This window comes from Microbacterium sp. 10L49 (assembly GCF_056395125.1).
Map to the genome: position 1 here is coordinate 711,983 of NZ_JBFTIW010000003.1, position 22,642 is coordinate 734,624.

Annotated in this window: 26 protein-coding genes; 15 read left to right on the top strand and 11 right to left on the bottom strand. The window is 69.6% G+C overall.

Annotated features, from left to right (window positions below; all coding sequences use genetic code 11):
• Positions 1-17 precede the first annotated feature (17 nt).
• From yczE to AC1DCT_RS11190, 3 genes are all read left to right on the top strand, one after another.
• Positions 18-749 carry a membrane protein YczE gene (gene yczE, locus AC1DCT_RS11180; protein WP_477429189.1) on the top strand — a complete coding sequence of 244 codons (732 nt, stop codon included), beginning with the start codon at positions 18-20 and terminating at the stop codon, positions 747-749.
• 34 nt (positions 750-783) lie between these two features.
• A complete protein-coding gene (locus AC1DCT_RS11185; RefSeq protein WP_477429190.1) occupies positions 784-1,605 on the top strand; it encodes a phosphatase PAP2 family protein in 822 nt (273 codons plus the stop codon).
• Between the two features lie 357 nt (positions 1,606-1,962).
• Entirely contained in the window at positions 1,963-2,304 is a 342-nt protein-coding gene (locus AC1DCT_RS11190) for an avidin-fold protein (RefSeq protein WP_477429192.1), read from the top strand.
• Positions 2,305-2,385: 81 nt separating this feature from the next.
• Here AC1DCT_RS11190 and AC1DCT_RS11195 read toward each other — a convergent pair whose 3' ends face one another.
• Complete coding sequence (locus AC1DCT_RS11195) at positions 2,386-2,961, bottom strand: Lrp/AsnC family transcriptional regulator (RefSeq protein ID WP_440732736.1); 576 nt, start codon at positions 2,959-2,961, stop codon at positions 2,386-2,388.
• Between the two features lie 129 nt (positions 2,962-3,090).
• Here AC1DCT_RS11195 and AC1DCT_RS11200 point away from each other — a divergent pair, with 129 nt between their 5' ends.
• The 5 genes from AC1DCT_RS11200 (at position 3,091) to AC1DCT_RS11220 (ending at position 8,489) form a co-directional block, all read left to right on the top strand.
• Entirely contained in the window at positions 3,091-4,677 is a 1,587-nt protein-coding gene (locus tag AC1DCT_RS11200) for an ABC transporter substrate-binding protein (protein ID WP_477429194.1), read from the top strand.
• A gap of 80 nt (positions 4,678-4,757) precedes the next feature.
• On the top strand, positions 4,758-5,825 hold the full coding sequence (locus AC1DCT_RS11205) for an ABC transporter permease (protein WP_440732738.1): 1,068 nt from the start codon (positions 4,758-4,760) through the stop codon (positions 5,823-5,825).
• A complete protein-coding gene (locus tag AC1DCT_RS11210; protein WP_441976521.1) occupies positions 5,822-6,748 on the top strand; it encodes an ABC transporter permease in 927 nt (308 codons plus the stop codon). Before AC1DCT_RS11205 ends, AC1DCT_RS11210 begins: the two co-directional genes overlap by 4 nt.
• Positions 6,745-7,638, top strand: a complete 894-nt coding sequence (locus AC1DCT_RS11215) for an ABC transporter ATP-binding protein (RefSeq protein ID WP_477429196.1) — start codon at positions 6,745-6,747, stop codon at positions 7,636-7,638. The genes AC1DCT_RS11210 and AC1DCT_RS11215 overlap by 4 nt, the downstream gene beginning before the upstream one ends.
• Positions 7,635-8,489 carry an ABC transporter ATP-binding protein gene (locus tag AC1DCT_RS11220; protein WP_477429198.1) on the top strand — a complete coding sequence of 285 codons (855 nt, stop codon included), beginning with the start codon at positions 7,635-7,637 and terminating at the stop codon, positions 8,487-8,489. Before AC1DCT_RS11215 ends, AC1DCT_RS11220 begins: the two co-directional genes overlap by 4 nt.
• Before the next feature lie 79 nt (positions 8,490-8,568).
• Here the strand turns inward: AC1DCT_RS11220 and AC1DCT_RS11225 are convergent, their stop codons facing one another.
• From AC1DCT_RS11225 to AC1DCT_RS11240, 4 genes are all read right to left on the bottom strand, one after another.
• On the bottom strand, positions 8,569-9,690 hold the full coding sequence (locus AC1DCT_RS11225; RefSeq protein WP_477429200.1) for a M24 family metallopeptidase: 1,122 nt from the start codon (positions 9,688-9,690) through the stop codon (positions 8,569-8,571).
• A 252-nt stretch (positions 9,691-9,942) separates the two neighbouring features.
• The gene (locus AC1DCT_RS11230) at positions 9,943-10,620 is read right to left on the bottom strand and encodes a DUF3349 domain-containing protein (protein WP_477429202.1); all 678 of its coding nucleotides are present in this window, start codon (positions 10,618-10,620) and stop codon (positions 9,943-9,945) included.
• Positions 10,617-10,907 (bottom strand): hypothetical protein, encoded by a 291-nt coding sequence (locus AC1DCT_RS11235; RefSeq protein ID WP_441976528.1) that lies wholly within the window; start codon positions 10,905-10,907, stop codon positions 10,617-10,619. Before AC1DCT_RS11235 ends, AC1DCT_RS11230 begins: the two co-directional genes overlap by 4 nt.
• A gap of 16 nt (positions 10,908-10,923) precedes the next feature.
• Positions 10,924-12,120: an inorganic phosphate transporter gene (locus AC1DCT_RS11240; protein ID WP_441976529.1), complete on the bottom strand. Its 1,197-nt coding sequence runs from the start codon at positions 12,118-12,120 to the stop codon at positions 10,924-10,926.
• 260 nt (positions 12,121-12,380) lie between these two features.
• Between AC1DCT_RS11240 and AC1DCT_RS11245 the strand changes: the two genes are divergently transcribed.
• Positions 12,381-13,202 carry a cytochrome c oxidase assembly protein gene (locus tag AC1DCT_RS11245; protein WP_477429204.1) on the top strand — a complete coding sequence of 274 codons (822 nt, stop codon included), beginning with the start codon at positions 12,381-12,383 and terminating at the stop codon, positions 13,200-13,202.
• A gap of 174 nt (positions 13,203-13,376) precedes the next feature.
• Here AC1DCT_RS11245 and AC1DCT_RS11250 read toward each other — a convergent pair whose 3' ends face one another.
• Positions 13,377-13,835: a hypothetical protein gene (locus AC1DCT_RS11250; RefSeq protein WP_477429206.1), complete on the bottom strand. Its 459-nt coding sequence runs from the start codon at positions 13,833-13,835 to the stop codon at positions 13,377-13,379.
• Between the two features lie 153 nt (positions 13,836-13,988).
• Between AC1DCT_RS11250 and AC1DCT_RS11255 the strand changes: the two genes are divergently transcribed.
• Positions 13,989-15,602, top strand: coding sequence for an amidohydrolase (locus tag AC1DCT_RS11255; protein ID WP_477429208.1), 1,614 nt, complete (start codon positions 13,989-13,991; stop codon positions 15,600-15,602).
• Between the two features lie 39 nt (positions 15,603-15,641).
• Entirely contained in the window at positions 15,642-16,070 is a 429-nt protein-coding gene (locus AC1DCT_RS11260) for an NUDIX hydrolase (RefSeq protein WP_477429210.1), read from the top strand.
• 1 nt (position 16,071) lies between these two features.
• On the opposite strand, the gene AC1DCT_RS11265 is transcribed toward AC1DCT_RS11260, so the two are convergent.
• The 3 genes from AC1DCT_RS11265 to AC1DCT_RS11275 all read right to left on the bottom strand — a co-directional run bounded on the left by AC1DCT_RS11265 (position 16,072) and on the right by AC1DCT_RS11275 (position 17,598).
• Positions 16,072-16,557, bottom strand: coding sequence for a hypothetical protein (locus AC1DCT_RS11265; protein WP_477429212.1), 486 nt, complete (start codon positions 16,555-16,557; stop codon positions 16,072-16,074).
• A 46-nt stretch (positions 16,558-16,603) separates the two neighbouring features.
• Positions 16,604-17,020: an aminoacyl-tRNA deacylase gene (locus tag AC1DCT_RS11270; protein ID WP_477230355.1), complete on the bottom strand. Its 417-nt coding sequence runs from the start codon at positions 17,018-17,020 to the stop codon at positions 16,604-16,606.
• Between the two features lie 107 nt (positions 17,021-17,127).
• Positions 17,128-17,598 carry a DNA helicase gene (locus tag AC1DCT_RS11275; RefSeq protein ID WP_440733203.1) on the bottom strand — a complete coding sequence of 157 codons (471 nt, stop codon included), beginning with the start codon at positions 17,596-17,598 and terminating at the stop codon, positions 17,128-17,130.
• A gap of 169 nt (positions 17,599-17,767) precedes the next feature.
• Between AC1DCT_RS11275 and AC1DCT_RS11280 the strand changes: the two genes are divergently transcribed.
• Positions 17,768-18,325 (top strand): peptidylprolyl isomerase, encoded by a 558-nt coding sequence (locus tag AC1DCT_RS11280; RefSeq protein ID WP_233310797.1) that lies wholly within the window; start codon positions 17,768-17,770, stop codon positions 18,323-18,325.
• A 28-nt stretch (positions 18,326-18,353) separates the two neighbouring features.
• On the top strand, positions 18,354-19,244 hold the full coding sequence (locus AC1DCT_RS11285; protein WP_477429214.1) for a rhomboid family intramembrane serine protease: 891 nt from the start codon (positions 18,354-18,356) through the stop codon (positions 19,242-19,244).
• Between the two features lie 251 nt (positions 19,245-19,495).
• Here AC1DCT_RS11285 and AC1DCT_RS11290 read toward each other — a convergent pair whose 3' ends face one another.
• A complete protein-coding gene (locus AC1DCT_RS11290) occupies positions 19,496-19,735 on the bottom strand; it encodes a cell division protein CrgA (protein ID WP_477429216.1) in 240 nt (79 codons plus the stop codon).
• A gap of 78 nt (positions 19,736-19,813) precedes the next feature.
• On the opposite strand from AC1DCT_RS11290, the gene AC1DCT_RS11295 reads away from it, so the two are divergent.
• Both AC1DCT_RS11295 and AC1DCT_RS11300 read left to right on the top strand, forming a co-directional pair.
• Positions 19,814-20,614 carry a class E sortase gene (locus AC1DCT_RS11295; protein ID WP_477429218.1) on the top strand — a complete coding sequence of 267 codons (801 nt, stop codon included), beginning with the start codon at positions 19,814-19,816 and terminating at the stop codon, positions 20,612-20,614.
• Positions 20,614-20,787 carry a hypothetical protein gene (locus AC1DCT_RS11300; protein WP_441976537.1) on the top strand — a complete coding sequence of 58 codons (174 nt, stop codon included), beginning with the start codon at positions 20,614-20,616 and terminating at the stop codon, positions 20,785-20,787. The genes AC1DCT_RS11295 and AC1DCT_RS11300 overlap by 1 nt, the downstream gene beginning before the upstream one ends.
• Positions 20,788-20,891: 104 nt before the next feature.
• Here the strand turns inward: AC1DCT_RS11300 and pknB are convergent, their stop codons facing one another.
• Positions 20,892-22,592, bottom strand: coding sequence for a Stk1 family PASTA domain-containing Ser/Thr kinase (gene pknB, locus AC1DCT_RS11305; protein ID WP_477429220.1), 1,701 nt, complete (start codon positions 22,590-22,592; stop codon positions 20,892-20,894).
• Between the last annotated feature and the right edge of the window lie 50 nt (positions 22,593-22,642).

Below are 22,642 nucleotides of genomic sequence, written 5' to 3' on the forward strand. Positions count from 1 at the left end.
TCCTGCATCATGGATCCATGACACGACGGGTGCTGCAGCTGGTGATCGGACTTGTGCTCTACGGCGTCGGAGACGGGCTCATGATCTCCGCCGGACTCGGCGTCGACCCCTGGACCGTGTTCGCGCAGGGGCTGTCCCGGCACACCGGCATCGGCGTGGGATGGATCACCAACATCGTCGGCCTTCTGGTGCTGCTGCTGTGGATCCCGTTGCGGCAGAAGCCGGGCTTGGGCACTCTCCTGAACGTCCTTCTCGTCGGAACCGCGATCCAGGCGACCGTGACGGTCCTCCCGCCGGTGCACGGCCTGCTCATGCAAATCCTCCTGCTCGTCGCCGGGGTGCTCGCGGTCGCCCTCGCGAGCGGGCTGTACATCGGTGCGCACTTCGGTCCTGGCCCACGCGACGGTCTGATGACCGGCATGAACTCCCGCCTCGGCTGGCCGATCTGGGTCTCTCGCCTCACGGTGGAGGTCACGGTGCTCGCGATCGGCTGGCTGCTCGGCGGCACCGTCGGTGTCGGCACGGTCGTGTTCGCCCTCGGAATCGGCCCTCTCGTGCACATCGCCCTGCCGCTGCTCGACACGGCACGCACGCGACATGGACACGGCGAGGAGCCGGAGACGCCCACGCGGCTCCCGGAGGATACCGGTCTCGTCCGACGACTCATGCGGCGCAGCCGTACCGGGACGTACGACGAGTCACGCGCTCTCAAAGACCTGCGGGCAGCGCGAGATCGCAGCGACTGGTGAGCAGGCCCACAGTTCGAACCTGCATGATGGATGCATGGCGGCAAGACGTGGAGTGTGGTCTTTCGCGATAGCCGCTGTGATCCTCGCGGCCGCGTTCGTGGCCACATACGTGTTCTTCGTGCGCACCTACGTCGGGCAGATCGTCGACGAGCGGGCGTTCGTGGGGGCTTCGTCGCAGCACGACATGGTCTATCGCCTCACCGGCATGGTGCTCGGTAATGTACCCACGGTCGCCATCGGTGGGGGAATCCTGCTCACGCTGATCATCGGCCTGGGGACGCGACGGTTCCGGCATCTGCTGGTCGCCCTCGCTGTGGGAGGAATCGCGGTGATCGCCGCCGAGCTCGCCAAGCACGTGTTCCTGGACCGCGCAGCGACCGGCGCCACCGACTTGCTGGACAATTCATTCCCTTCCGGGCATGCGACGGTCGCGGCCGCCGCAGCGTTCGCTGTCTTCGTCGTGTGTCCCCCGCGCTGGCGCCCTCTGGCTGCAGTGCTGGGCGGCGCATTCGCCGTGGTCACCGGCATACTGCTCGTGATCCAGCAGTGGCACCGGCCGAGCGACGTGGTCGCGGCGTTCATGCTGGTCGCGGCATGCGGGTGCCTGGGCGGGATCGCGCTGCTGCTCTGGCGTGTGCCGGAAGCGGTGCCGCCGGCACGAACGCTGCCCGCCCTGTGGTGGATCGCGGGGGCGAGCGCCCTCGCCTCGGCCGTCGCCTTCGTCATCATCTACATCACGGTGGAGAACCACGGCAGCCACCTGCAGATCGCTTACGCGGGTGGGGGCGCCGCGATCCTCGCCGTCGGAAGCGCATTCGCCGCCGCGGGGAACACGCTCTTCCGGCGGATTTCCTGAGGCGGATCCCTCCGTCCGCGCACGGTGATTCCCGTGTGCCGAGAGCACACACCGGAATATCGGTCCAGGGTTTCCCGGCGTCGCAATGACAAGATCCGTGACGCGCGGGAAAACCACCGGTGAACAGCAGGTATCTCCTCGAAGAGCCCGGGCGGGCGGCACTGCACAGGACGTTTTCCGCATTCGCCGAGTAATCCACATGTGGATGAACCTGTTAATAGATTTCTGCGCCGCAGGGATTGTCATTCCGGCGGAGATGATGGCCGCCCGCACGGGATCCGCACACCGCCTTCGCGGCTCGCACCGGAGGAGGACGGGATTGCGCCGAACGCCGGTGCGGGGTCCATACTCGTCGTCATGCCTTCCACGCTCCTCCTCGACGGACTGCGCTTCGCCATGGTCTCCTCGACCGCCAGCGAGGTCGATCCCGAGGCTCCGACGACCTTCGACTACCACCAGGACGGCCGCCTGATCTGGGGTGAATATACCGGTGACACGGTGACGGAGGGCCGTTTCGTCGGCGAGGTGGCCGGTGCCGAGGTGCGGGTGTCGTTCGCGCATGCCCTGGTCAGCGACGGCTCCGTCGTGCGCGGGGACGCGGTGAGCCGCGCCGAGCAGGAGGACGACGGCCGGATCCGCCTCATCGAGGACTTCGCCGTGGATGGCGTCGAACACGTGAGCGTCTGCCTGCAGGTCTGAGGCCCTGCTGTCGCCGGTGAGGGCACCGCGTTTCGTCTCGGTCGGCTTCGCCGTCCTCGCTCAACGACCCCGGGGTGACCGTCAGACCCGGGTCCCGCGGCTCCCGTCGGTGCGGGTGAATCGCATCAGGCCGCTGTCGACGCCGATCGCCGCGCGCTCCGGGATCTCGTCCGGCAGCACGAACGGTCGACGGAAGACCTCGCCCATGACGATCGCGGTCTCGACCTTCGTCACCTCGGGACGGTCGGCGATCGTGCCGATCACGAGCGACTGCATCCGCTCCATGTCGACGCTGCGGACGAGGAGCATCACATCGTGCTCACCGGTCATCACCATCGCCGATTCCACATCGGGCATGTCACCGATCGCCTGCAGGAACGAGGACCACGACTGCGGCTGGATCGTGCAGAACACGAGCGCGCTCACCCCGAGGCCGAGTCGCGTCGTGTCGACCTCGGCGGTGTACCCCGTGATGATCCCGGCGCGGGTCAGGGACTCCACCCGGGAGTAAGCGCTGGCCCGGGAGATCCCGACCTCCTGCGCGAGCGCGGCGATCGAGATCCGCCCGTTGCGGCGCAGTGCGCGGAGGATGTCGTACGCGATTTCGTCGATCCCGGGCGCGGATCGTCCAGAGACGGAAGGCTGATCATCGCTCATGCTGGACATATTGCCGTAGTGATGGAAGCGTGACAATGGATTGCTCGAAATCTGGCTAAACGGTCGGATATAGTGCCGGGAAACCCGACCCGGTCATCTGACCTGTCCAATTCAATGAGGAGGAAGCCCGTGGCCCGTTCCTATCGCCACGTCGCCGCAGCGCTCATCGCTGTGGCTGCAATCGCGCTCGCCGGCTGTTCCGGGGGCAACTCCGCGAACAACTCCAGCGGCTCCTCCTCGGGCGGCACGCTCGTGGTCGACACCGCGTTCTCGCTCGAGACCGGTGACCCCGGCCGCAACTACGTGCCCACCGGCAACATGGTGCTGCACGCGGTGTACGACACGCTGCTGACGTTCCAGGGCGCCGATTCGACCACCCCGAAACCGGATCTCGCGACCATGAAGCAGAACTCGGACGCCACCGAGTTCACCTTCACGATCCAGGATGGCCGGAAGTTCTCCGACGGCACCCCGGTCACCGCCGACGATGTCGTGTTCTCGCTCGACCGCGTCGCGGGCATCACCGATTCCAAGGCCAACTTCCTCATGGCGGGCATCACGGTCGCCAAGGTCGATGACAAGACCGTCACCCTGTCGACCAAGACGCCGTCGCTGCAGCTGCCCGCGATCGTCACCAACCCGTCGCTCGCGATCCTCAACTCGAAGCTCGTGAAGAAGAACGGCGGCACGACCGACGACAAGGACGCGGCCAAGACCTGGCTCGACGCGAACTCGGCCGGCTCCGGTCCGTACAAGCTGCAGTCGCTCGACCTGACCTCGCAGGTGGTGCTCGTGAAGAACGACAGCTACGACGGCGAGGACAAGCCGGCCTACGACAAGATCGTCGTGCGCAACATCTCGCAGTCCTCCACGCAGCTGACCAACCTCAAGGGCGGCGACTCGAACGTGGCGGTCGACCTCTCCGGAGACCAGGTCAAGAACCTCGGCGACGGTTTCACCGTGAACTCGGCGCCGTCTGCCGAGACGCTGTTCCTGCTCATCAACCAGGACAAGAACGTGGGCGGTGCGACCGCGAACCCGAAGTTCGCCGAGGCCGTGCGCTACGCGCTCGACTACGACAAGCTGCTGGAGCTCGCCGGCGCCGGATCCGAGCAGGCCACCGGCGTCATCCCGCCGATGTTCCCGGGCGCGAACAAGTCCGGCGTGAAGCAGGACCTCGACAAGGCCAAGGCTGCTCTCGCCGCCTCCGGATACACCGGCCAGGAGATCAAGCTCCAGTTCCCGAACGACAACCCGGTCGGCGGCGTGGAGTTCACCCCGGTCGCCGAGCGCGTGCAGGAGCAGCTCAAGGCCGCGGGCATCAACGCGACTCTCGCCCCGGCGCCGTTCGCGACCGAAGTGCAGCCCTACGTGAAGGCGCAGGAGGCGTTCTCGCTCTGGTACTGGGGCCCTGACTACGCCGACACCTCCTCGTTCCTGCCGTTCGGCCCTGGTCAGAAGGTCGGCCTGCGCGCCGGCTGGCCGACGGAGGCCGACAGGACCATCGCGGGCCTGGTGACCAAGGCGCAGAACGCGACCTCCGTCGACGAGCGCAACACGGCGTTCAGCGACTACGCCAAGGCGATGCAGGAGTCGGGACCGTTCGTGCCGCTGATCGTGCCCGGCATCAACCTCGCCAGCTCCACCAAGGTGGCGGGTCTCGAGTACAACGTGACCTGGACCCTCGACCTGCGGACGCTGCACCCCGCGAAGTGAGCCCTGCGGGGACCGGAGCCACGCGGCTCCGGTCCCCGCAGCATCACGCCCCCTCCGCCACGTAGATCCGGAAGCACCCTGTGTCCGAGACCCGAGTCATCGCCACCCGCAAGACGCGGCAGGCCCAGCACACGCTGCTGCGCTTCCTCGCCCGGCGGGCCGTGACGAGCGTGATCCTGCTGTTCGGGATCGTGCTGGTCACCTTCTCCCTCACCGTGATCGTGCCCGGTGATCCGGTGCGCGCCGCCCTCGGCGAGGGCGCCGCCTCGAACCCCGCCACGGTCGAGGCCTTCCGGCAGAAGTACGGGCTGGACCAGCCGGTGTGGATCCGGTTCTTCCTCTACGTCGGCAACCTGCTGCGCGGCGACCTCGGCACCTCGCTGAAGTCGGGACAGCCGGTCTCCGCAGACCTCGCCAAGGCCGTGCCGGCCACGGCGGAGATCGCCTTCTACGCGATCATCATCAGCCTCGCCGTCGCGATCGTGCTGGGCACCCTCGCCGCCTACCGCCGCGGCAAGGTCACCGACCAGGTCGTGCGCGTGGTCACCCTGATCGGGCTCAGCATCCCCACGTTCTGGATGGCCATCCTCACCTACCAGCTGTTCTTCATGCAGCTGCACTGGGTGTCAGGATCCGGGCGGATCTCCCCCACGATCACACCGCCGCCGCGCATCACTGGCTTCTACACGATCGACTACCTGCTGAACGGCGACTCGGTCGGATTCTTCGACGCGACCAGCCACCTGGCCCTGCCGGTGCTGGTGCTGAGCCTGTTCACGATCGCGACCCTCACCCGGTTCGTGCGCACCTCCGTGCTCGAGGTCCTCGACATGGACTATGCCCGTGCGGCGCGGGCGAAGGGCCTGAGCGGACGCCGGGTCGTCGTCGGCTACGTGCTGCGCGGAGCGGCGCTGCCCATCCTCACCCTCGTCGGCATCGCCTTCGGCAGCCTGCTCTCGGGCACTGTGCTGGTCGAGGCCGTGTTCGCCTGGCCCGGCCTGGGCACCTACGCCTACAACGCGTCGAAGAACCTCGATCTGCTCGCGGTGACCGGCGTCGGCCTCGTGGTCGGCGTCATCTACCTCGTCATCAACCTCGTCGTCGACGTGCTCTACGGCGTCCTGGATCCGCGAGTGAGGCTGTCATGAATCTCGTCATCCCTGAGAAGGTCGCCCCGAGGCGCCGTCGCCCCTGGCTGCCGCGCGCCTGGCGGACGCCGCTGGCCGTGGTGGGCACGGTGATCGCCCTGATGTGGATCGTGATCGCGATCCTCGCCCCGTGGATCGCCCCGCACGACCCGCTCGCGCAGGACCTCCCCCGGCTCGCCGCCCCCAGCGGCGACGCGATCATGGGCACCGACGTCAACGGCCGCGACGTGTTCTCCCGTCTGCTCCTGGGTGCTCAGGCGACGATCCCGCTCGCGCTCATGCTCGTCGTCTGCGCGATGATCGTCGGCACCGTCGTGGGCGCGGTCGCGGGCTATCTCGGCGGCTGGTTCGACGAGGTGCTCATGCGCATCACCGACATGGTGATGGCGTTCCCGACCGTGATCCTCGCCATGGTCATCGCCGCCTCCCTCGGCCCGTCGATCATGAACGCGGTCATCGCCGGCATCATCGTGGCCTGGCCGCCCTACGCCCGCATCACGCGGTCGCTCGTGCTCGGACTGCGCACGCAGAACTATGTGATCGCCGGGCGCCTGCTCGGATCCTCCCCGCTGCGCTCCCTGCTGCGCGACGTGCTGCCGAACATCGCCGGCCCCGTGCTCGTGCTCGCGTCGCTCGACATCGGCACGGCGATCCTGCTGCTGTCCGGACTGTCCTTCCTCGGTCTCGGAGCGCAGCCGCCGACGCCCGAATGGGGCACCATGATCGCCGCGGCCATGCAGAACACCTCGGCCTGGTGGCTGGGTCTGTTCCCCGGCCTTGCGATCCTCAGCATCGTGATGGCGTTCAACTTCATCGGCGATTCGCTGCGCGACGCCCTCGATCCGCTCGCCGCGCGCGAGCGCGAGGCGGAGGCGCCCACCGCGGTGTCGGCCGCCGCCGCGACCGGGGAGGTGGCCGCATGAGCGCCGCACTCGCGATCCGCGACCTCCGCGTCGAGCTCGGGCAGGGCAGACGCAACCGCACCGAGGTCGTCAAGGGCATCTCCCTCGACCTGGTCCCCGGACGCATCCAGGGCCTTGCCGGAGAGTCCGGATCCGGCAAGAGCATGACCGCCATGGCGATCCTCGGTCTGCTGCCGGCTGGCGGCACCGCCTCCGGATCCATCGTCCTCGGCGGCGCGGGCGGATCGGAGGTCGAGCTCGTCGGGATGACGGGCGGGGCCTACCGCCGCGTGCGTGGCAAGCGCATCGGCATGGTCTTCCAGGATCCGTCCGCCAGCCTGCATCCGCAGATCACCGTCGGCTCCCAGCTCGCCGACGGCATGCGCGCCCATCTCGGGCTGTCCCGCGCCGAGGCCCGGAAGCGGGCATCGGAGCTGCTCGCGCTGGTGCGCGTGCCGAACCCGGAGGAGGCGCTGCAGAAGTATCCGCACCAGTTCTCCGGCGGGCAGCGGCAGCGCATCGCGATCGCCATCGCCCTGGCGTGCGAGCCCGAGGTGCTGCTCGCGGACGAGCCGACCACGGCGCTGGACGTGACGGTTCAGGCGGGGATCCTGCACCTGCTGCGCGACCTCGCGACCGAGCGCGACCTCGCCGTGCTGCTCGTCACGCACGATCTCGGCGTGATGAGCGCGATTGCCGACGAGGTCGCGGTGATGCGCGGCGGGCTGATCGTCGAGTCCGGATCCCGGCAGCAGGTCTTCCAGAATCCGCAGCACCCGTACACGCGGGAGCTGCTGGATGCGATGCCCGACGCGCAGGACTCCCTCGTGGATGCGCCGGCCGAGAGCGGCTCCGCGCTCGGTGCCTCTGCCGCCGACGCGGACGCCGCCGACACGGAGGAGAACCGATGAGTGATCAGAAGCCGGTCCTGCACGTCGACTCCCTGGTCGTCGAGTACGGCGGTCGCGCCGCGTTCCGCGCGGTGGACGGCGTCTCCTTCGACATCGCCGCCGGTGAGGTGCTCGCGCTCGTCGGTGAGAGCGGCTGCGGGAAGTCCTCGACGGCTCGGGCCGTGATCGGCATGGAGAAGCCGCGCGCCGGTGAGGTGCTCTACCGGGACCGTCCGGTGAAGCCGCTCGGAATGCGCACCCGCCCCGCCGAACTCACCGCGATCCAGATGGTGTTCCAGGATCCGAACTCCTCGCTGAACCCGCGGATCCGCGTCGCGCAGCAGATCGCGGAGGGATCCCGCGCCGCCCGTGCCCGTGGCGTCGACACCGAAGCGCCATCGCACTGGCTGAAGGCGGTCGGCCTCTCCCCGACCCTGGAGAACCGATACCCGTACCAGCTCTCCGGCGGTCAGCGGCAGCGCGTCGCCATCGCCCGAGCGCTCGCCGCGAAGCCCGACCTGATCGTCGCCGACGAGCCGATCTCGGCGCTCGACGCCTCGGCCCAGGCCTCGGTCGCCGGCATGATGCGCGAGCTGTGCGTAGCCTCGGGCGCGGCGATGCTGTTCATCTCGCACGACCTCTCCGTGGTCCGGCTCATGGCCGACCGTGTCGCCGTCATGTACCGCGGGCGCATCGTCGAGTCCGGCGCGACGCCCGTGGTGTGGGCCAACCCGGTGCATCCCTACACGGAGGCGCTGCTCGATGCGATCCCGCATCCGGACGGCGAAGGCGTGCTTCCCGCGGCGCCCGCCTCGGAGGCTCCGTCATCCTGGCGCACCGAGATCCCCGAGGCCCTCGACCGCGTGCGCTAACCGCGCGACACAGACTTCCCGGTGCGGGCCGCCCCCGATTGCGCCCGCACCGGGAGCTCCACGGTGCGGGCGCGATTGGTCAGGATCCCGCAGGGGTCAGCTCGTGCGGGGTGGTGTTGAGGTTGGTGCAGCCGTCGGCGGTGACGACGACGATGTCCTCGATGCGGGAGCCCCAGTCGCCGGGGAAGTAGATGCCCGGCTCGATGCTGAAGGCCATGCCCTCGCGCAGCGGCAACGCGTTGCCGGGCGCGATGTACGGCTCCTCGTGCGTGGTGACGCCGATGCCGTGGCCGGTGCGGTGCAGGAACGCCTCGGCCAGACCCTCCGCGGCCAGTATGTCGCGTGCGGCGGCGTCGACCTGCTCCGCGGTGACGCCGGGGCGCACCGCGTCGACGGCCGCCTGCTGCGCGCGCACGAGCACGGCGATGCGTCGCGCGACCTCGGGATCCGGCGTGCCGACGGCGTAGGTGCGCGTGCTGTCGGAGTTGTAGCCGCTGGGCACCGCGCCGCCGATGTCCACGACCACGATGTCGCCGTCCTCGATCACCCGGTCCGATACCTCGTGGTGCGGATCCGCGCCGTTCGGACCCGAGGCGACGATCACGAACTCCACCGTGCGGTGCCCCTCCTCGACGATCGCAGCGGCGATGTCAGCGCCGACCTCGCGTTCGGTGCGCCCGGCGCGCAGCAGGCCGGGAACGCGCCGGTGCACGGCGTCGATCGCCTCACCGGCGCGGCGCAGTTCGGCGATCTCGGCGGCGTCCTTGATCATGCGGCTCTCGCGGAGCACCGGCGTCGCGAGCTCGGGCCGCACGTCCAGGCGCTCGGTCAGCGGGATCGCGTGCAGCGCCGGCAACGCGTCCGAGACGCCGAACCGTGAGACGGATCCGCCCATCGCCGCCGTCACCAGCGCGTAGGGATCCTCGCCGTCCACCCAGTCCGCGGCCGCGAGACCGAGCGCGCCGACGGCCGTGTCGCGTACCTTCGCGAGCTCCATCCGCGGCACGACGACGGTCGGATCCCCGGCCGCAGGGATCACGAGGGCGGTCAGACGTTCGATCGTGTCCCCCTCGACGCCGACGAGATACGTCAGGTCAGGCCCGGCTCCGACGATGATCGCGTCCAGACCGGCACTCGCGGTCAGGGTGCGGGCGCGGTCGAGGCGGGCGGCGTACACAGAGGCGGGGAAAGGCGTGCTCACCCCTCCACGCTACGTGCCGTCGAGGACGGCGCGCCAGGCCCGCGGCGAGACATATTCCGAGATCGAGATGAACCGCTGCGTGCGCCAGGATCCCGCGCCGAATCGTCCGTCGGATCCGCTGCGTCGCCCGCCCAGCCCAGACGATTCGCCTGTCTCGCGAGACTCCAACTCCGTAACGAGACTGCGGTTCTGGGGTGCAGTCTCGTCACTCAGTTGGAGTCTCGCGGTCAGGAAACGTGAGCGAGGAGCCGGTCAGCTCAGCGTGATGCCCGACTCCTCGAGCCGCCTGCGCACGCGCTCCACGTCATCGTCGCCGGGGAGCTCGCCGAGTACCTTCATCATGAGCACCTGGGCATCGACGAGCGAGATCTCCGGATCCGCTCCGCTCTGCGCGGCGACCGCCTCGCACACCTCCTGCACCTCGTCGTCGGTGAGGCGGCGGCGCAGCAGGGCGAGGATCGGCACACGGTCCTGGGCGGGGATGCCCTCCGGATAGCCCGCGCCCAGCCAGCGCAGCGCCTGCGCGATCAGGTTCTGCTCGGTGGAGCCCGGCTCGTCGACCGCGGCATCCGGGCCGGCGGTTCCGCGCGCTCCGGCAGCGGCATCGGCGAGAATCGTCCGATCGCCGACGATCCGCTGCGCCTTGGTGCTCAGCGGCACTCCGCGATCGGAGAGCAGCATGGCCACGCGGCGCACCTCGTCGTCGCCCGGCGTCGCCGAGGTTACGTCCGCGATCGCGGCCCGGATCTGCGAGACCCGCACCGGGTCCGTCTCCTGCTGGGCGAGCGCGCTGACCACCGCGGTGAGCTCCTCCGCCGTGAGCGTGCGCCGGAGCAGTGCCAGCAGCGGCGTGTAGTCCTTGGGTGGCACGCCTTCCGGATAGCCGGCGCGCAGCCAGTCGAGCACGCGGCCGAGAACGTTGCCGTTCATCTGCCGACCCCGAACAGGGAGATGCCGAAGTAGTGGTAGATGCTCAGCCGGGTGATGAAGAGCACCCCGGCCAGCACCACGGCGATCACGAGCGCGAACAGGATCCATCCCGCCGCGGTCAGCAACGGCCGGCGTGTGCCGGGCGCCTCGCCGTCGACCTCCCCGGTGCCGGCCGACTGCAGGCGCATCCCGAGGGCGAACAAGGCGGGCAGCCCCGCACCGAACATCAGTCCGACCAGCAGCACGCGACCGGCCGAGAGCGCCATCTGCGCGATGTCGAAGTTCATGTATCCGTCCTTCGGTTCAGGCCGCCGCGCCCTGCGAGGCGGCGTTCGGCGCGAGGGATCCGTCCCACTCGGCATTGACGTTGTGGTGGTCGATCTTCTGGCGGCGGCTGCGCAGGTACATGAGGGCGGCGGCCGCCAGCAGCAGCACGAACACGGTGATAGCGCCGGCGAGCCCGCCGATGCCGTGCGCAAGGAAGAAGCAGAGCGCGCCGACCACGCCGGCCGCGGGCATCGTGATGAGCCAGGCGGTGACCATGCGCCCCGCGATGCCCCAGCGCACCTGGGCACCGGGCCGGCCCACGCCGGAACCGAGGATCGAGCCCGTCGCCACGTGCGTGGTCGAGAGCGCCATGCCCATCGAGCTCGAGGTGAGGATGATCGCGGCGGAGGACGCCTCGGCAGCGAGGCCCTGGGGCGACTCGATCTCGACGAGGCCCTTGCCGAGAGTGCGGATGATGCGCCAGCCGCCGAGGTAGGTGCCGAGCGCGATGGCGGCACCGCAGGTCACGATGATCCAGATCGGCAGGCCCTCGTTCAGGATCTGGTCGCCGGTGAGCGAGCCGTGCGCGATGAGCGCGAGGGCGATCACGCCCATGGTCTTCTGCGCGTCGCCGGTGCCGTGTGCGAGGGAGACGAGCGATGCGGTGCCGATCTGACCCCAGCGGAAGCCGGCCTCGCGGTGCTTGGCGTGCACGGTGCGGGTGAGGCGATAGACGAGCCAGGTGCCGACCGCGGCGACGACGCCGGCGATCAGCGGGGAGAGCACGGCGGGGACGATGATCTTGCCGAGGATGCCGGCCCAGTTGACGGTGGCGGCACCCGCGATGCCGGCGCCGATGAGGCCGCCGAAGAGGGCGTGCGAGGAGCTGGACGGCAGGCCCAGCAGCCAGGTGAGCAGGTTCCACAGGATGCCGCCCACGAGCCCCGCGAAGATGATGATCATGGCCGACTCGGGGTTGAGACCGGGCACCAGATCGCCGCTCGGGCTCTGGATCGTCAGCACGTCCTTGGTGATGGTTGCGGCGACCTCGACCGAGAGGAACGCGCCCACCAGGTTCAGGATCGCCGAGAGCCCCACCGCGACCTTGGGCTTCAGCGCCCCGGTGGCGATGGAGGTCGCCATCGCGTTCCCGGTGTCGTGGAATCCGTTGGTGAAGTCGAAACCGAGTGCGGTCACGACCACCAGGATGAGGATCATCACTTCGGCGCTCATGATCGTCAGCATTCCGCGCTGCGCCCCCGCGAACAGCGGGTGTCGCGCACTCGACCGCGAGAGTTCACCGGGCGTTAAGGGCGGCCATCGCGACGGTCGATCGCGAGGTCCTCACCGTCCGCATAGCCGCCGGGCGTAACGTCATCGCGGCCCGCCGCCGCGCGGTGCCGCATCCACCGCCCTCGCGAGACACGGAGCCCGCCACGCCGCCCGTCCCCGTCTTCCTCAGCACCTGGAGTCTGGATCCCACAGCACTCGCGGTGCTGATCGTCGCGGCCGGGCTCTACCTCGGCGGTGTCGTAGCGCTGCGCCGACGCGGCCACCGCTGGCCGCTGCGGCTGACGCTGATGTACCTGCTGCTCGGGCTCGGCTCGTATGCCTGGGTGTCGTTCGGGTTCCTCGGCACGTGGAGCACGGAGCTCCGCTGGGCGTTCACGACACGGATCGCGCTGCTGCTGTTCGTCGTACCGATGCTGGTGACGTTCGGCCGGCCGGTGGCGCTGGCCCGGACGGTACTGTCCGCGCGGCCCCGCGCCCGCATGAACGGCTTCCTGCGGTCATGGCTCGCGAAGTTCTTCGGCAACGCGATCATGGCCCCGGTGTTCACCTGCCTGGTTTTCGCCGTGTTCTTCACGCCGCTGTCGGCGATGCTGCGGTCAGGCGCTGTCGCCGAGGCCGTGATCTCGGTGCTGGTCCCGCTGCTGGGGCTCCTGATGGTGCTGCCGATGGCGGCGCACACCGTGGCCCGCACGAGCCTGTTCATCGTGGCGGAGTTCCTGTTCGCGTTCGTGGAGCTCGTGCTCGACGCGGTCCCCGGCGTGCTGCTGCGACTGGGCACCGTGGTCTTCGATCACGCCGGCGCCTGGCCCGGCGCCCTGCCGCTGTGGTTCCCGAATCCGCTGCGCGATCAGCAGCTCTCCGGAGACCTGCTGTGGCTCATCGCGGAAGTCGTCGACGTGCCGATCCTCGTGATCCTGATGATGCGCTGGCTCCGGATGGACAAGCGCGAGTCGCGGAGCCTCGATGAGCTCAGCGACGAGGACATGGCCGAGCTCACCGCCGCGCACCTGCGCGGGGAGTGACGGATCCGGATCCGATCCCGCCGGCCGGATCCCGCCCGATCCCTGCGTTCGGATCGCCGCGTCCGGCCCGCTGTTCAGGTCGCGATCCCCGCGTTCAGGTCGCAGATTCGGTCCCATCCGGGCCGGTTTTGCAGCCGAAATCGCGACCTGAACCTCAGGAGTCCGGATCCGGCGTCACTCCGCAGGGGCCGCGGTGCGGATGCGCTCGCCGAGGAAGGCGAGGTCGGCGGGCGTGAGCGCGGTCACCGCGTAGGACACGGGCCACACGGTGCCGTCGTCGAGCTGCGCCGGCCACTCGAACTCGAACGTGGCGTAGCGCACCTTGAACTTGGCCTTCGGCTTGAAGAAGCAGACGACCTTGCCGGCGGCGTTCGCCCAGGCGGGCATGCCGTAGTAGGTCTTGGGGACGAGATGCGGCGCGTTCTCGGCGACCAGGCCGTGCAGGGCGGTCGCGAGGGGGCCGTCCTCCTCATCCATCTCCGCGATCTTGGCCAGCACGTCGGCCTCGCCGGCGGCGCGCAGCTCCTCGGGGCTCACCTTCTTGCGGGCGGCGCGGGTGCGGCTCTCCTTCGCGGCCTCCTTGACGGCGGCGCGCTCGAAGTCGCTCAGTACAGGGGCGTTGTTCTCGGTCATGGCATCCTCCGCTCGATCGTCCCGCGGATCCGGGGACTTCTTCAGCGTACGAAGCTGTGCGGACGGGCGCTTCTTCAGAACTGATCGATCCGATCGGGCGCGCGGGCGGCCCCGATCGGGCAGCGCGTTCCGGGAACCTGTCACGATGGCGTCATGACGACGTTGTTCACGGGCCGGATCCGACCGCTCTCCCCCGCCGCCGAGGATCTGGTGGACGGGCTGCTCGTCGCAGACGACGGGCGCATCATCGCCGTCGGCGCGGCGGAGGACCTCGCCGCCCGGGATCCGTCGGCCGAGCGTGTGCCGCTGGACGGCTGGGCGATGCCGGGACTCATCGAACCTCATGGGCACCCGGGCACCGCCGCCGTGCTGCTGTCCGATCGCGTGGTCGATCTGCGACCCGTCGTCGTGCCGGACGCGGACGGCGTGATGACCGCTCTGCGGACGGCGATCGCGGCCTCCGCGGGAGCGCCGGTCTACGCGAACGGCTGGGATGCCCTGCTCCAGCGCGGTCTGCCCGAACCCGACATCAGTCTGCTCGACAGGCTCGCCGGATCCACGCCGCTCGTCATCGTGCACAACTCCGGGCACTCGGCGTATTTCAACGCCGCGGCGGCGGTCGCCGCGGGACTGGACCGGTCCACGCCCGATCCGGTGGGCGCCTCGTTCGGCCGCACCGCGGACGGCGAGCTGAACGGGGTCGCGCTCGAGGCGGGTGCGGTCGAACGGGTCGCCGCTCCGCTGCTGCGTGCGGCGCAGGCCGACATCGTGGAGCTGCTCGGCGCCCACTTCGCCGACCTCTCCCGCCGCGGGATCACCACCGTCTCGGACCTCAGCTGGAACCCGGCGCTGAATCCGGCCGTCGACGCGCTGCGTGCGGCCGGGCGGATGCCGCTCCGGCTGCGGTGGTACGAGACGTCCCGTCCGGGCGGTTCCCCGGCGGCGCACCCCGGGCGCGGACGTGGATCCGAGGACGGCATGATGCGCCAGGTCGGAGCCAAGACCTGGACCGACGGCTCGCCGTGGATCGGCAACATCGCGACGAGCTTCGCCTACCTCGACACGGCCGCCACCCGCGAGCTCGGTCTGGAGCCGGGGCACCGCGGCAGGTCGAACTACAGCACCGCCGAGCTGCACGAGATCGCGGAGCCCTACGCGGCCGCCGGCTGGCAGCTCGCCTGCCACGCGCACGGCGACCTCGCGATCGACGAGACGCTCGACGTGTACGAGCAGCTGATCGAGAAGCACGGCCTGACCGATCACCGCTTCCGCCTCGAGCACGTGGGCGCGATGACCCGCGAACAGTTCGAACGCGCGGCGGCGCTCGGCGTGACGGTCAGCCTCTTCGTGGACCACATCACCTATTGGGGCGAGGTGCTGGTCGACGACCTGTTCGGACCGGAGCGCGGCGGTGCATGGGCGGACGCGGGCGCGGCGTTCGCCGCAGGACACCGCGCGACGTTCCACAACGACGGCTGGGTCACCCCTGCCGAGCCGCTGCGAAACATGGCCGTGGCAGAGACCCGGCGCACGCGCTCGGGCATGGTCATGCCCGCCGGCGCTCCGGTGTCTCGTGCGCAGGCGCTCGCCGCGCACACGACCAACGCGGCGTGGCAGCTGTTCAGCGAGCACGAGGTCGGGTCCTTGACCCCTGGTCTGTTCGCGGACCTGATCGTGCTGGATCGAGATCCGCTGACCGTGCCGGCGGAGGATCTCGCCGAGGCCGTGGTGCGTGAAGTGCACCTCGGTGGGCGGCGCGTGAGCTGACCGCGCCGTACCAGTCGGGGACGGCCTAGGGTGTGAACCATGGACATGCGCGTCGCGGCATACGCGGTCATCCTGGACGAGGACCGACGTGTGCTGCTGGCGCGGTGGACCGAGGGTCGCCGGGTGTCGTGGACGATGCCCGGGGGCGGGCTGGAGCCGGGTGAGGATCCGGAGACCGCGGTCCGGCGCGAGGTGCGCGAGGAGACCGGCTACAAGGTGGTCGTCGATGAGCTGCTCGGGATCCACTCCCGGGTGATCCCGGCCCGTCGCCGTGTCACGCCCGGGGCGACCGATCCGCTGCACACGCTGCGCATCGTGTACCGGGCGCGGATCGTGAGCGGCAAGCTGCGCTTCGAGAAGGGCGGATCCACCGACATGGCCGCCTGGTACGCGCTCGACGAGGTCGCCGGTCTGCAGCGCGTGCGCCTCGTGGATATCGCTCTCGGGATGGCGGGCGTAAAGGGCTGAGTCAGCGCAGGACCTCGACCAGGGCGACCCAGGAGATCACGATCGCGACGACGAGCGCGAGGAGTGACCCCGCAGCCGCGAACATCAGCCCGACGGGCCGGCCTGTCAGCAGGAGCACGCCCGCCGCGGTGTAGGCGATCAGCGGCAGGAAGCCCAGAGCCGCGCGGGGCACCGTGTTGCCCAGCCCGGGATCGTGCCGGAGGGCGAGCGCGGCATGCACCTGGAACCCCGCGGCTCCGGCCGTCGTCGCCAGCAGGAGCACGCCGAACCAGAGCGGTTCGAGTGCGGGGATGAGGGCGATGCCCGAGGTGAGGATCGCGAGCACCAGCCCCGCGATCGCCGCGGCGAGCCGCGCGGTCAGGGCCTTGGCGAGGATGATCTTCTCGATGTTGACGCTCGCCGCGACGATGACCAGCCCGGCGAGGGCCGCAGTCGCGCCCAGCATCGCGACGTGGAACTCCGACCACGCATCCAGTGCATCCGTCATTCCCGGATGCTACCCCCGCGCTCGCACGCTGCGCAGGGGCGTGTCATCACTCCGGTTCGGAGATGTCGGCGACGGTCGCGTCGTAGGCCGCGATGAGGTCGTCGGCGTCCACGAACAGGCTGTAGCCGTGGGCACCCGCGCCCATCGCGATCCGCCGCCCGCGGATCGTCTCATCGGCGAAAACGGGCCAGTCGGTGGTGCTGCCGATCGGGACGATCGTGCCGCGTTCGTAGCCGGTCGCGGCCAGTGCGACGGCCGGTTCCGGGAGTTTCAGCCGGTTCACGCCCACGAGGGCGCGCAGCTTCGGCCAGGAGATCTTGCGACCGCCGGGGATGAGCGCGAACAGGAACGTGTCGTCGGCTCTCTTGACCACGAGGGTCTTCACGATGCCGGAGGGATCCAGCCCGAGCAGCGCCGCGGCCTCCTGCAGGCTGTTCGCCGCCGGGCGCTCGCGGATCTCGATGTCGAGGCCGCGTGCGGCCGCGGCGTCGCGGACGCGGGCGTGCGGCCCTTCGACGGGCTCGGAAACGGACCCTTCGACGGGCTCGGGAGCCGGCGAAGCGGACGTGCTCACGCCTCGGGGGCGTTCAGCGGGTCGTCCGCGACCCAGAGCTCGTCGTCGGCACGCAGGGCCTGCCAGGCGGCGACGAGGACGCCCACCGCGGCTGCGGCGCCGAGCACGATCGCGATGACGGCGCCGATGCCGAGTCCGCTCTTGCGCTCTGCAGGCACCGCGACCACGGCGCGCGGGGTGTACGGGGTGCCGGTGCGCTTGGCGTTCGCGATGTCCCACGCGCTGAGAGCGGATCCGACCACGCCGCCGATCGCGGGGACGACCTTGTGGTCGACGACGTCGCGAGAGAACTTGATGCTCTTGTCGACGGCAGGAACCACACGGTGCTCGTACACGTCCTGCACGGTGGGAACGACCTGCTCGCGGCGGAAGTTGTCGAGCTGCCTTCCCGCCTCACGGGCGACGTTCGCGGCATCGCCGACGATGACCTGCTGCGCGGCCCACAGCTTGTTCGCCTCGCTCTGCAGCTGGCGGAGTTCCTTCTGACGCTTGCGGCTCAGGCTCACGATGCCCTCCCAATCGAAACGGGGTTCGGACTCCCCATCCTGCCAGAGAAGTGCCTGTGCGGCGGGTGTGCATCCGAGAAGTTCACAGGGGAATCGGAAGGTCGCAGGGATCCGATGCGAGAATGGATCCATGCCTCACGCCACTCACGTCGCCACGCTGCACACCAACCACGGAGACATCGTCGTCAACCTCTACGGTGACCACGCTCCCCGCACGGTGAAGAACTTCGTCGAACTCTCCGATGGCACCGGATCCTGGACGCACCCCGCCACCGGCAAGCCCGGCGAGGGCCCGCTGTACAAGGACGTCATCTTCCACCGGATCATCCCGAACTTCATGATCCAGGGCGGCGACCCGCTCGGCCAGGGCGTCGGTGGCCCCGGCTACAACTTCAACGACGAGATCCACGGCGAGCTCAACTTCAACGAGCCCTACATCCTCGCGATGGCCAACGCGGGCCTGCGTCGCAACGCCATCACCGGCCAGGTCGAGGGCACCAACGGCTCGCAGTTCTTCATCACCACCGACCCGACCCCGTGGCTGCAGGGCAAGCACACGATCTTCGGCGAGGTCGCCGATGACGCGTCCAAGGCCGTCGTGGACGAGATCGCCGCGGTGCGCACCGGTGCGGGCGACCGCCCGGTCGAGGACGTGGTGCTGCAGTCCGTCGACATCGTCGCGAACTGACTCCGCGAGCGGACTCCGGAGCGCACGGATGACGACTTCGGAGTTCCACGCGAATCCCGACAACTTCTGCTACCGGCATCCCGGACGGCAGAGCTTCGTGCTCTGCCAGCGGTGCATGCGAACGATCTGCCCCGAGTGCCAGACGCAGGCCCCGGTCGGCGTGATCTGCCCGGAGTGCATGCAGGAGCAGCGTCGCAGCCAGACCCCGGCCCAGCGTCGCGCCAACCGGCGCTGGGGCGCGCGGTCGATGACCGCCGTGGGCGGGCGTCCGATCGTGACGTACTGGATCCTCGCGATCACCTCCGCGGTGAGCCTGCTACAGCTGCTCCCTGGAATCGGCTCGGTCATCACCGGCTACCTGCAGTTCGCGGGCGCGTACCTCTACCCGTCACTGTCCGGACTGCCGTTCGAGCCCTGGCGTCTCCTCACCGCACTCCTCGTGCACGGCGGTTTCATCCACCTCGGCCTCAACATGCTGGCGCTGTGGATGGTCGGGCAGCAGCTCGAGCCGCTGCTGGGTCGCGCGAAGTTCCTCACGCTGTATCTCGTGAGCGGTCTCGGCGGGTCCGTCGCGATGGCTCTGATCGATCCGGCGCAGCCCACGGTCGGGGCGTCCGGGGCGATCTTCGGCCTGTTCGTCGCGCTGATCGTGATCGGCCGCCACCTCGGCGGCAACATCGTCGGAGCGCTGGTCGTGCTCGCCATCAACTTCGTGTACGGATTCATCGTGCCGGGGATCGCGTGGGAGGCACACGTCGGCGGTGCCGTCGTCGGCGCGCTGGTGGCGCTCGTCTACGTCCGCACGAGCGGCCGCGGCACGGCGAGGTTCTGGTGGATCGGCCTCGTCTCGGCGCTCGTCCTCGTGCTGCTCGCCGTGGTCGCGATCGTTCCTCCCCTGCTCATCACCGCCGGCCGCTGAGCACCGGACCACAACGGCCCTCGCCTTCGGGTGGGGGCCGTTCGTCGTCCTCCGAGGCGTGTGAATAACAGCCGTGTAATTCTCCCCACATGGGGATAGATCTGTGGATAACTTCGGGGAGGGGTGTGCATATCCATCCCCAGAATGTGGATAACCCCCTGGATCCGTGGACAACCCTGCGGGATTCCCGCTCTGGAATGCAGAAACGCCCCCGCGTGAGCGAGGGCGTCTCGAGAAGCAGAGCGGTGGCGTCAGCGCCAGCGCGTCGTCATCAGAAAGCCGATCAGGGCGATGCCGAGACCGATCAGCAGGTTCCAGGACTGCAGGCCCGGGATCGGGTACTGCATGCCGGTGATGTAGAAGACCAGGATCCAGGCCAGGCCCAGCAGCATGAAGCCGACCATGACCGGTTTGAACCATACGGCGTTGGGAGCGGTGCCGCCGTCGACCTTCTCGACAACGGCTTCTTCGGGCTTGCGGGATCGTGCCATGGGCCCAGTCTACCCAACGGGCCGCAGCGCACATCAGGTGGTGTTCGCGAGGAAAGGTCGCCTCGGTAGGATCGCGGGATGACCGACGCCCCGCGAGCCGCCGCACGCCGTGCCGGCCGGGGCGGGCGAGCGCGCCGCCGTGTCACGGTCACGAGCGTGCTGGGCGAGCTGCTGCTCACCGCGGGCGTCGTGGTGCTGCTGTACGTGGCGTGGCAGATGTGGATCGGCGACATCATCATGAGCGCCGCGGCGAACGACAAGGGGCAGTCCATCAGCGCGCAGTGGGCGAAGGATCCGGCCCCCGCGCTGCCGGCCGAGATCGACGACGGGAGCGGCGTCGACGGCGCGCACCCCCGATACGAGCCGCCCGTGATGACCGCGCCGGAGGACGGCGTGCCGTGGGGCGCCCTGATGCGCGTGCCGCGCTGGGGCACCGACTACGCCGTCACGATCGCGGGCGGTGTGACCCGGCCCGACACCCTCGACCACGGCTGGATCGGGGTCTACCCGGGCTCGGGCATGCCAGGGCAGGTCGGCAACCTCTCGATGGCGGCGCACCGCACCACCTGGGGCAAGCCGTTCAACCAGCTCGACCGGCTGCGCCTGAACGACGCGATCGTGATCGAGACGGAGCAGGGCTGGTACACCTATCGGTTCCGCACGCTCGAGTACGTGACGCCGGACAGCGTCGACGTTCTGGATCCCGTCCCGCAGGAACCGGATCCGGCTGCGGCGGGCGCCCCCGGAGGCCGGTACATCACGCTCACGGCGTGCTCGCCGCTGTACTCGCTCGCCGAGCGCATCGTGGCGTACGGGGTGTTCGAGAGCTTCCAGCCGCGGGCCCTGGGCGCCCCGGCCTCGTTGAAGGCGGTGAGCTGATGTACGGCGCGCTGTGGCGCATCCTCCCCGGCCCGTGGTGGGTGCGGCTGATCATCGTGCTGGTGCTGCTGGCCGCGGTGCTGTACGGACTCATGTTCTGGGTGTTCCCCTGGGTGAGCCCGCTGATCTCGCCCGGCGATGTGAGCATCGAGCCCGCGCCGACCCCGACCTGAGCGGATCAGGGAGGGCACCGCGCTTAATCTCCGCGTTTCGTCTCGCCTTCGGTTCGCTCAACGACCGTGCGCTGCGCGCAGCGCGCTCAACGCCCGCCGACGCGTCACTTGCCGGTGCAGTAGCTCAGGTCGATCGTCGACAGCACGGGAACGTCTCCGGGGGGCGCCGACATCGACGCGACCGTCTTCGGATCCGTGGCCTTGCAGTTCGGGTTGCCGACCGGGTTCGCCGTGAGCCCCAGCTCCTGCAGCGTCTGGGTCGCCGAGTCCAGCGTCCAGCCCGTGAGGTTGTTCAGCGTCACCACGCCGCTCGCGACGACGAGGTCGATGACGGTACCCGGAGCGACCTTGGTGTCGGCCTGCACGCTCGACGACAGCACGATGTCGTGCTGCGTGCGGGGGTCGTTCTCCTGCCGGATGGATCCGAGCTGCAGACCCGCCTTGGAGAGAGCGTCCTTGGCGGCGGTGGCGCTGAGGCCCACGAGCTGCGGGACCTTGACATCGGCCGCGCCGCTGGAGACGTACACGGTGACGGACTGGCCCTTGTCCATGTGGGTGCCGGCCTCGGGCTCGGTGCTGACGACCTTGCCCTTCTCGACGGTCGCATCCGACTGGTCGATGCGTATGGCGCGCAGGTCGTTCTTCGACAGCAGCGCGACAGCCGATTCGTAGGTCTGCCCCGCCAGGCTCGGAACGGTGCGGGTGGCGCTCGGCACATCCGTGGTGGGCTTGATCGCGAGCACCCAGATCAGCACCGAGGCCAGCAGCACCACGAGCAGTGCCACGCCGGCCCAGATCCACGCCACCGGGGGACCCGACTGCGTGCGCGTCATGGTCGTGTCGGTGGAGAGCTGGCGGAGGGTGCGCGCGGTCTCCTGGGCGTGCCGCGGGCTCGGCCCGTACAGCTCACTGGTGAGCGATGACAGCTGCTTCTTCGTGGGGACGGCGCCCGTCACGGCGTCGTCGAGCGCGGTGCGGAACGAGACCGCATCGGGGAAGCGCTGGAAGGGATCCTTCGCCATCGCGCGCAGCACGACCGGATCCAGGGCGCGGATGCGCTCGAGCTCGGCGGCGGAGTGCTCCTCGTCGTGCACCTCGCTCGGCGGCAGCGGGGTCTCGCTGACGTGCTGGTAGGCGACGGCCACCGGGGAGTCGCCGCGGAACGGCTGCCGTCCGGTCAGCATCTCGTACAGGACGATGCCGGCGGAGTACAGGTCGGTGCGCGCGTCGACCTGCTCGCCCTTGGCCTGCTCCGGCGAGAAGTACGCCGCGGTGCCGATGATCTGCGTGGTCTCGGCGACCGTGGACGACGAGTCCGACACGGCACGGGCGATCCCGAAGTCCATCACCTTGACCGTGCCGGCCGGTGTGATCATCACGTTGCCCGGCTTGATGTCGCGGTGCACGACACCGGCGCGATGCGAGTACTCCAGAGCCTCGAGGATGCCGTCGGCATAGCGCACCGCGTCGGCGGTCGACACCGGACCGCGCGCGATGATGTCCTTCAGCAGCTCGCCGTGCACGAGTTCCATGACGATGAACGGCACAGGCTCGGCAGCGGTGCCCCCGGCCTCGGGGGTGGCATCCTCGCCCGCGTCGAACACGCGCACGATCGAGGGGTGCGACATGCGCGACGCCGCCTGCGCCTCCATCCGGAACCGGGTGCGGAACGCTGTGTCGCGCGCGAGCTCCCTGTCCAGGATCTTGATCGCGACCTCGCGCCCGAGGGTCAGGTCGTACCCCCGGTGCACATGGGCCATGCCACCGCGGCCGATGAGGTCATCGACGCGGTACCGACCCGACATCACACGCGTGATCGTCGCCACAGAGGACCCCCCTGGTTCTCTCGTTCGTA